Source organism: Desulfobacula sp., from assembly GCF_014237455.1.
Taxonomy (GTDB): domain Bacteria; phylum Desulfobacterota; class Desulfobacteria; order Desulfobacterales; family Desulfobacteraceae; genus Desulfobacula.
The window spans coordinates 1-2,257 of sequence record NZ_JABZFL010000027.1 but is presented as its reverse complement, the minus strand read 5'-3'; the positions used below and the strand labels follow the sequence as shown (position 1 = coordinate 2,257).

The 2,257-nt window shown below is 39.3% G+C and carries 2 protein-coding genes; both read right to left on the bottom strand.

Annotated elements, in window-relative coordinates:
- Positions 1-133: 133 nt before the first annotated feature.
- Positions 134-622 (bottom strand): methylated-DNA--[protein]-cysteine S-methyltransferase, encoded by a 489-nt coding sequence (locus HGJ91_RS03955; RefSeq protein WP_291346401.1) that lies wholly within the window; start codon positions 620-622, stop codon positions 134-136.
- A 36-nt stretch (positions 623-658) separates the two neighbouring features.
- Positions 659-1,984, bottom strand: coding sequence for a DUF945 family protein (locus tag HGJ91_RS03950; protein WP_291346400.1), 1,326 nt, complete (start codon positions 1,982-1,984; stop codon positions 659-661).
- Positions 1,985-2,257 lie beyond the last annotated feature (273 nt).

The following is a 2,257-nucleotide window of genomic DNA, read 5'->3' as shown; positions in this document are numbered from 1 at the left end:
GCGCTGGATGATAATTTTACATTACTTTGCCCGCCAAGTGGCAAACTGGTTAATAATTCCATTGTAGCCGCTCTGTTCCGGCTAGTGGCATGATGCTTTTATGGGAAACTTCAGTTATTAATAAATCAATACTTTATTTATTAAAGCGCCTTTTTTTATTCCTTTTCTCAAATTCCAGCAGATTCTTTTTTACCTCAAGTCCGCCGCCAAAACCGGTCAGGCTTCCATTTTTTCCAATAACCCGGTGGCAGGGTACAATTATTGAAATCGGATTTTTCCCGTTTGCCATACCAACGGCCCTTGATGCATTGGGATTTCCAATCCTTTTTGCAAGTTCAGCATATGATATGGTTTCTCCATATGGAATTTTCACAAGTTCCTGCCAGACTTTTTTTTGAAAATCCGTGCCCGAAACATTTAATTCAAGATTAAACCTTGTCAATTCCCCCTTAAAATAGGCCTCAAGTTGAAAAAGGGCATCCATAAATTTTTCTTTAGAACAAATCCAATCTTTTCCCGGTTCAACCCTTGTCTTCCCCAGGGGAAAATGCAAACTCTCAAGCAATTTATTGCCGGCCAGCAAAAGCTTTCCCAAGGGGGACTCAAAATAACAATAATACATTTTATCTCCACGGTAAAAGTTCAACATGGTTTATCATTAGTTTAACAACACTTCTTTTCCGTTTAACAACAGTTTCCCATCCTTTGTCTCTGCCTTATGAATCAAATTATCCCCGTCTTTTATGAACAAGCCGGTCTGCATTCCGGGATATACCGGTACAAGCAGCATCTGATTATCGCCAACCAGTTTATAAGGCAGGCTGACATCGGATTTCAAAAGAAAAATGTCAAGGGCCGCTGCCGGCTGCATCATGATAGGAATGAACTGGAGCATGGTCATATCCTTTTTCAGGCTTAATGTGACATCTCCTTTAATTTTTCCCTGGGGCAATTGAGCCCTTAAGTCTGAAATTTGGATTTCAAACCCTTTTTTCAATAATTTCTCATATACTCCAACCATCTGAAGCCCACTGTCTGCCATCTGTTTTTCAACAGCCTTTTTTATTTTATCAGGATGCTGTTGTGATGCCGCAATCTCCTCCATGATATCGTTTATTCCCTGTGAATACACCGCCATAAAGTCTTCATACCCTCCAGCATCCATTCGATTTAACCCAATTCGGACAAAGGCATCATTAATAGTGTTCTTCCCGGATGTAATGCTGTCAATACCATATCCCATTCTAATGGATAATGAGTGTTCTTCCTTATTATAATCTAACGTGTGATCACACTTTAAATTTGAGAACCCAAATCCTTCTTTACCATCATCTGCTTTGATATCTTCAACTGCAAAAGAAAGCTTGCCATCCCAGATATAGGTGGATATTTTTTCCATTTTTGAATTAAAAGAAAGGTTCTCCATCCTGATTTTTCCCGGAATTAAGCACCCTGCCCAGGTCATTTCAGATAAGATATTGTTCACCCCCTTACCAAGTGAGACAAACATCAGTCCGGGCTTTATCTCAATAACATCATTGCCATCTTTAAATGAAAAGGCATCCAGGGTAAGCGTTGATTCAATATTGCCTGAAAGTTTATATTCAGTTTTAATATCCAAGGGATTTTTCCCGTCCAGCTTATCGTTCACAAAATCTGTGAACCATTTATTTTTCTCCAGGCTTGTTTTTGATACAACATTTGTAAACCTGTGATCTGCACGGTCTACAAATACGATTTCCTCAACCCCGTAAAAGGCCTTAAGGGTACCCAATCTGATTTTCCATTCAATCTGAGAAGAGGTAAACCCCCTGTCATACTGACTGATTTCAACAGAAACATCAGATCCTGTGTCCGCATGCATCTGGTTGATATCGCCAAAAGATCGTTTTACGATTCGCTCCATCATAAGCCCGCTGAAAATCGGTGTTCCAGCTCCTGCAAAGATGATGATCAACACAACAGTAATAATAATCTTTTTCATATCCGGTCCTTGTTTTGTCTTTTTCATCTGATATAAATTCTAAAATTGCCTATAATTAAAACAATTCAAAGTCAAGATATTATCAGATGCAAAAAAAGAGTCAACTCCCCTGTGGAATTTCCGGATAACTGACCATGAAGGCATTATAAAAACGCAAAAAAGCCCTGACCATTGCAATAATGATCAGGGCTTTTAAAAGAATAATCTGGCAGCGTTCTACTCTCCCACACAGTCTCCCATGCAGTACCATCGACGCTAAAGAGCTTAACTTCC

What these genes read in the sequence shown, in the direction of transcription:
- HGJ91_RS03955 (WP_291346401.1), bottom strand. Translation starts at nt 622, where the DNA reads ATGTATTATTGTTATTTTGAGTCCCCCTTGGGAAAGCTTTTGCTGGCC.
- HGJ91_RS03950 (WP_291346400.1), bottom strand. Translation starts at nt 1,984, where the DNA reads ATGAAAAAGATTATTATTACTGTTGTGTTGATCATCATCTTTGCAGGA.